Source organism: Pseudomonas sp. PB120 (assembly GCF_009761815.1).
In the GTDB taxonomy this organism is placed as follows: Bacteria; Pseudomonadota; Gammaproteobacteria; order Pseudomonadales; family Pseudomonadaceae; genus Aquipseudomonas.
Map to the genome: position 1 here is coordinate 1 of NZ_RWIN01000061.1, position 4,587 is coordinate 4,587.

Sequence of the window (4,587 nt, forward strand, 5' to 3'; positions counted from 1 at the left end):
CACCCGCCCCGTCGGGAGGCTGAGTGGAGGTGTTCATCCGGGGAGTGGCGCGCAGCGCCGTTCGACGCAGTCGAACACGCTGCATGTAGGTGCAGCGAAGCCAACCGGAGGGCAGTGTCCCCGGATGAATACCGGAGCGAAGGAACGCCGAGCCTCAGCGAGGGGCCGGACGCTTGGGGCGAGCCTTTTTTTGCTTACTTTTTTTTGGCGTTTGAAAAAAAAGTGAGTCGCCGTAAGGGCGAAACCCTAAGTGGCCCTTACCGCAGCAACGGATATGTACACAACCCAAGCGAACCTGGTCGGCCCAAAGGCCGCCACGTTCAAGCCAAAACCGGCAAAGGCCTGGACATGAACTCACTGATCCGAGCCCGCAACCACCGCTCCGCCGGATCATTATCATGCACCCCACTCCACGCCATCGACAGCTGCGCCGCATCAATGGGAAACGGCGGATCCTCCGCCCTCAGCGCACACCCCTCCACCAACGCACACGCCGCATAATCCGGCACCGTCGCAATCATCTCCGTCCCGGCCAGCAACGCCCGCAATCCACTGAATTGCGGCACGCCCAACACCACCCGACGGCTACGCCCCACCTTGGCCAGGTCCAGATCAATATTGCCACTCAGGTCACCCGAAAAAGACACCATCGCATGGGGCCGTTCGCAGTATTCATCCAGCGTCAAAAGCCCCGGCCGCTTGTCCCCACGCAACACCTTGCAGGGAATGTCCCGCAACTTCTTGCACTTGGCATTCGCCGGCAACTCCGTGGTGTAACTCACCCCGACCGAAATTTCACCTGAAGCCAACAATGCAGGCATCAGCAGATAGTTGGCGCGGCGCACCACCACGACAATCCCCGGAGCCTCCTCCTGCAATTGCCGCAGCAACGGCGGAAACAAACCGAACTCCGCATCGTCCGACAGCCCGATGCGAAACACATCGCTGCTCGTGGTCGGGTCGAACTCCTTGGCCCGGCTCACCGCCCCGGAAATCACATCCATCGCCGGCTGCAACTCTTTGAGAATTGCCAGCGCCCGCGCCGTCGGCTCCATGCCACGGCCGTTGCGCAACAGCAGCGGATCGTCGAACAAATCCCGCAACCGCCCCAGCGCCGCACTCACCGCCGGTTGGCCCATGAACAGCTTTTCAGCCACGCGGGTCAGGTTCTTTTCGAACATCAACGCCTCGAAAATCACCAACAGGTTCATGTCGACGCGACGCAGATCGTTACGGTTCATAGGCACGGTTCCCTTGTGTGAATACGGCGAACTTTACTCGATCAGCGGCACCTTGGCCGCACGTTTGTAAGGACCGTATTCAACCGGCACCCATTGAAAGTGCTTGTCCTCTGCCACGATGTGACCAATGCCCGGGAACGGCAGGTGCGCCGCGGTGACCCAGGTCTTGCTGGCGGCGGCATCGCTGAAGACCTTGGCCCGACTCTTGATCGCCTGCTGACTGTTGACGTCAAAACCGATCGACACTTCGGGGTGCAGGAACTGGACCGCCAGGTTATGCACCAGGTCGCCCATGAACACGATGCTCTGCCCCTGTGAAGTGAAGCGGTACGTGGTGCTGCCCGGCGTATGCCCGGCTTCCAGCGTGGCCTCGACACCCGGCACCGGCGACTGGCCAGCGTCGAACGTCTTGAAGCGTCCCGCCGCGACGTAGGGTGCGGTCGAGTCCTGGGCGATTTTGAAATACGGCCGGGCCGCTTCCGGTGCCTTGGTGAGCGCCTGCGGATCGAGCCAGTAATCGGCTTCTGCCTTCGCGGCGTACACCGTCGCATTGGCAAACACCGGTTTGTGCTCGGCGTCGACCAGCCCGCACACATGGTCCAGGTGCAGGTGCGTCAACAGGATCGTGTCGACCTGGGATGGCTCATAGCCGGCGGCTTTCATGTTGTCCGAGAGCATACCCGCCGTCGCGCCGATGCACTGGCCAGCACCCGTGTCCACCAGGATCAGCTGTTTGCCGGTGTTGATCAGAAAAGCGTTGAACGCGGTTTGCACGCCCGGGGTTTCAATCGAACGACGGGCCAGCAGCGCGCGGATCTGACTTTGGGTCAGGCCCTTGAGCAGTTTGGGCGACAGGTCGTTGTAGCCATCGAACAACGCCGTCACTTCGTCATCACCCACCGCCAGGCGGAAGTAGCCCGGCACCTGTGTGCCGACTTGCGCCGGTGCCTGCGCCGAAGAAATACCGGACGCCAGCGCTACCGCGAGCCCCAGCGCGCAAACCAGAGATTGTTTCATGCGTTCACCCTTGATCGATTCAGAAAAGCGACCGTGTACAACGCCGCCCATTGACCTCGATCTTGCACGGTTCTCACCGATGGAAAATTGCAGCAATGTGCTGACTTAGGGCCGTTGTTCGCCAATACCGAACAAGGAATTAACAACGTTTAACTCGCCTGCCGCCGCTGCTCACCCAAGAATGAAGCTCACCGACAAGGACATCTGTCATGGCCCATTCTCAGCAAAACGTCGCCCTCGCGATGCCCCCTGACACGCAAAAAAAAACCACCGGCGGCCTGACCCCGTGGCGCGAACGGCTGGCCAAGCAACTGATTCTCGAACGCCTCGGTGAAAGCGTTGAAGTGACCGAACTGGCCCGCGCCTGCGCCCTGTCGCGCAGTCATTTTTCCCGCGCCTTCAAATGCAGCACCGGGCTCTCGCCGCAGGACTGGATTCGCCACCAGCGCATTGCCCGCGCCAAGCAGATGATCCAGAGCACCGACCTGACACTGACGCAAATCAGCCTCGAATGCGGCTTCTGCGACCAGGCGCATTTCTGCCATATCTTCACCCGCAGCGAAGGCATCAACCCGTTCGCCTGGCGGTGTCGCCATGTGCGCGTATCCCCTGCCGTTCACCACCCCGCCGCTCACCTCAATTCACTGTAGGAGCGAGCTCGCTCGCGATGGTCGTGAACGATGACGCGGGCTGACTGAAACAACGCGGCGCCTGAACGTTTTTCGCGAGCGAGCTCGCTCCTACAGAAAGCAGGAGCGAGCGTTCGATCAGCCTTTGAGGAACGCCAGCAAATCGGCGTTGAGCTGGTCCTTATGGGTATCGGTCAAGCCATGGGGCGCGCCCGGGTAGATCTTCAGCGTAGAGCCCTTCACCAGCTTCGCCGACGCAATGCCCGCCGCTTCGATCGGCACCACCTGGTCGGCATCGCCATGCACCACCAGGGTCGGGATGTCGAACTTCTTCAAGTCTTCGGTAAAGTCGGTTTCGGAAAACGCCTTGATGCAGTCGTAGGCGTTCTTGTGCCCGGACGTCATGCCTTGCATCCAGAACCAGTCGATCATGCCTTGCGACGGCTTGGCATCGGGCTTGTTGAAGCCGAAGAACGGCCCGCTGGCGAGGTCGATGTACAGCTGTGAACGGTCGACCAGAGACGCCTGGCGAATGCCGTCAAACACTTCGATCGGCAGACCGCCCGGGTTGGCTTCGGTCTTGAGCATCAGCGGCGGCACCGAGGAAATCAGCCCGGCCTTGGCCACGCGATCGGTACCGTGGCGACCGATATAACGCGCCACTTCGCCGCCGCCGGTGGAGAAGCCGAACAGCACGGCGTCCTTGAGGTCCAGCAACTCGATCAACTGCGCCAGGTCATCGGCGTAGGTGTCCATCTCGTTGCCAGTCCAAGGCTGGCTGGAGCGGCCATGGCCCCGGCGGTCGTGGGCGATCACCCGATAGCCCTTGGAGGCCAGGAAGATCATCTGCGATTCCCAGCTGTCGGCATTCAACGGCCAGCCGTGGCTGAACACGATGGGTTGGCCAGTGCCCCAGTCCTTGTAATAAATCTCGGTGCCGTCTCGGGTGGTGAACGTGCTCATGCGGTGTCTCCTTAGCGAGGGTTGGGGTGATTCATGCGTTCGGCGAGTCGCGCCACGCGCTCGCCCAAGTGCGCAGCGGTGCGGCGGTCTTCGGCGGGTGGGGCGAGGTCCGGGGTCTGTTCGACGTTCGATTGCGCCATGGCGCCGAGCGAACTGCCGAGGCGATTCAGTTGCCCGTCGAACACGCCCGTGGCACTGCGCGCCGGCAGCAGGTCCAGACCGACCCAGATCATCGAATGCTGCGCGGCGAACACCGCCATCTGCAGCAACGTGTTGAGTTTGTCGCCGCACAGGCAGCCGGAATTGGTGAACCCGGCCGCAAGTTTGTCGCGCCAGGGTTGAGCCAGATAAAACGCAGCCGTGGCCTCCATGAAGCCCTTGAAGGGCGCCGAAGCGCTGCCCATGTAGGTCGGGGCCCCGAAGATGATCGCGTCCGCCTGGTGCAAACGGTCCCAGTGCCCCTCCACTTCCTCCACCGGAATCAATTGGCAGGTGCTGCCCGGATACCTTTCCACCCCTTGCGCCACGGCTTCGGCCATGACGCGGGTGTGCCCGTAGCCACTGTGATAGACCACCACCACGTTGCTCATTCCGGCGTCCTCATGACGAACAATCCCTTTTTCAACACGACCCCACTGCCGGCCAATCAACGCAATCCCCTGTAGGAGCGAGCCTGCTCGCGATGCGGTGGCACATTCAACATCGTTGGTGACTGACACACCGCCATCGCGAGCAGG

General features: G+C 61.6%; 5 protein-coding genes. 1 reads left to right on the plus strand and 4 read right to left on the minus strand.

The annotated features are described in order from the left end of the window. Nucleotides 1-320 precede the first annotated feature (320 nt). The gene (locus EJA72_RS12875; RefSeq protein ID WP_157711821.1) at nucleotides 321-1,241 is read right to left on the minus strand and encodes a LysR family transcriptional regulator; all 921 of its coding nucleotides are present in this window, start codon (nucleotides 1,239-1,241) and stop codon (nucleotides 321-323) included. A 33-nt stretch (nucleotides 1,242-1,274) separates the two neighbouring features. After that, nucleotides 1,275-2,258 carry an MBL fold metallo-hydrolase gene (locus EJA72_RS12880; protein ID WP_157711822.1) on the minus strand — a complete coding sequence of 328 codons (984 nt, stop codon included), beginning with the start codon at nucleotides 2,256-2,258 and terminating at the stop codon, nucleotides 1,275-1,277. 209 nt (nucleotides 2,259-2,467) lie between these two features. On the opposite strand from EJA72_RS12880, the gene EJA72_RS12885 reads away from it, so the two are divergent. Continuing rightward, a complete protein-coding gene (locus tag EJA72_RS12885) occupies nucleotides 2,468-2,908 on the plus strand; it encodes a helix-turn-helix domain-containing protein (RefSeq protein ID WP_157711823.1) in 441 nt (146 codons plus the stop codon). Nucleotides 2,909-3,025: 117 nt separating this feature from the next. On the opposite strand, the gene EJA72_RS12890 is transcribed toward EJA72_RS12885, so the two are convergent. Both EJA72_RS12890 and EJA72_RS12895 read right to left on the minus strand, forming a co-directional pair. Continuing rightward, nucleotides 3,026-3,850 carry an alpha/beta fold hydrolase gene (locus tag EJA72_RS12890; RefSeq protein WP_157711824.1) on the minus strand — a complete coding sequence of 275 codons (825 nt, stop codon included), beginning with the start codon at nucleotides 3,848-3,850 and terminating at the stop codon, nucleotides 3,026-3,028. A gap of 11 nt (nucleotides 3,851-3,861) precedes the next feature. Next, nucleotides 3,862-4,440: a flavodoxin family protein gene (locus EJA72_RS12895; RefSeq protein ID WP_157711825.1), complete on the minus strand. Its 579-nt coding sequence runs from the start codon at nucleotides 4,438-4,440 to the stop codon at nucleotides 3,862-3,864. Nucleotides 4,441-4,587 lie beyond the last annotated feature (147 nt).